The organism is Luteibacter sp. P4_E6 (assembly GCF_056401535.1).
The window spans coordinates 1-1459 of sequence record NZ_JBFUJE010000763.1 but is presented as its reverse complement, the minus strand read 5'-3'; the positions used below and the strand labels follow the sequence as shown (position 1 = coordinate 1459).

Here is a 1459-nt window from a genome sequence, read left to right as displayed (position 1 = left end):
GTGGCTGCACGTGCATGCTGTGGATTAAATGTAGGGAACATGATGACGAACGGGTTGGCGATAGCTTTTCTGTTTTTTTGTACGCTCTTGGTCACGTACGCTGCGCTGAGGAATTCGCGCACCGAAAGCCAGAATGCGGCGTTGTTCAAGGCAACCGGAGAACTGAGGTCGCCGAGATGGTTGGTCGTCTTGTTTTTCTCGATGGCTTCGTTCGCGACGCTAATGGCGTTCGCGATCGGTCTTCATAGGGAGCGGGATCAGACCTGGCCGATGGCGCTCTTTGGGTTGGCGGGCATGGTGTTCTTTTTGATTCGCTCGTTCTTCGCTCTTCGCCTTGAACCGTCAGGAGTCCGTTTTGGCTGGCGATGCCGACGTTACATCGCCTATGCAGACATAGGTGAGTTGGTGAGATGGTTCGATGGCAAGGAAGCGGTGTTTACGATCGTGCTTCGATCTGGTGCCCGGCATCGGATCGGCAGCGATATTCCGTGCGAGAAGCTGTTCATTGAGGAGCTGGAGCGGCGGTCTGGCTGTGCCGTTACCTACCGGCGGCCGGGGCAGCGAGCCGACAAGCATGCATTGCGTTCACCGGCGGAAGTCGCAACCATAGCGGCCGCCGTGGAGGCTGACCCCACCGGGGAGCGGACACGGGACGTATGAAGTCAACGTGGTTAGAGAGAAAGGGGAAAGGGAATTGAAGATCARGAATGTATTGCTGACGGCCGCACTGCTGATATCCGGTACGGCACACGCTGGTGCCTACTCCGACAGCCTGTCCGATTGCATCTCCGGCAAGAGCACGATGGACGATCACGCTGTCCTGGTGCGGTGGATGTTCGTGGCCATGTCGAAGCACCCGGCGGTGTCATCCCTGGTGACGTTGACCGACGCGCAGGTCGATCAGGCCAACAAACAGATGGCCGAACTCTTTACTCGCCTGATGACGGTGACATGCAAGGACCAGGCAAAGCTGGCGCTGAAGAATGAGGGTGGCATTGCGGTGCAGCAGGCGTTCCAGAAGTTGGGGCAGCAAGCTGGCGCGGAGCTGATTATCGATCCTAATGTCGCCAAGGGCATGTCCGGTATGACGAAATACTTCGACACGAAGAAGCTGGACGAACTGAGGAGCCCGTGAGCGTAGCGGCTGGCGTCGAACCTCAGTTGAAAGATGTGCGACACCATAACCGCCGTTGACGGATCTTTGGGGGAAAGATTGGATAACGCAGCTTTTGAGAGTGTCTTTGACGAGGTTACGTCCGCCCCTTTGCTGGGCCGGGGATTCATTCGGCGCGGAAGGGCCTTCTTCGCAGAGATCATGGGCGTGCAGATCGGATGGGTGCGCGGAGGCGGACGGCTCGCCTGGTCAGGAAATGTGGCGCACTGCGTTTGTTTTCGGCATGCGTTCCTCCGTGACAAAGAAGGGCGAGTTCCGGCTACGCCGCCTGGTCTCCCTGAGCAT

2 protein-coding genes are annotated in these 1459 nt (G+C 58.0%); both read left to right on the top strand.

All coding sequences use genetic code 11. The annotated features are described in order from the left end of the window. On the top strand, positions 1-660 hold a 660-nt coding region (locus AC1DT2_RS23250; RefSeq protein WP_477299037.1), incomplete at its 5' end, for a hypothetical protein. 34 nt (positions 661-694) lie between these two features. Continuing rightward, positions 695-1135, top strand: coding sequence for a hypothetical protein (locus AC1DT2_RS23245; protein ID WP_477299036.1), 441 nt, complete (start codon positions 695-697; stop codon positions 1133-1135). Positions 1136-1459: the final 324 nt, after the last annotated feature.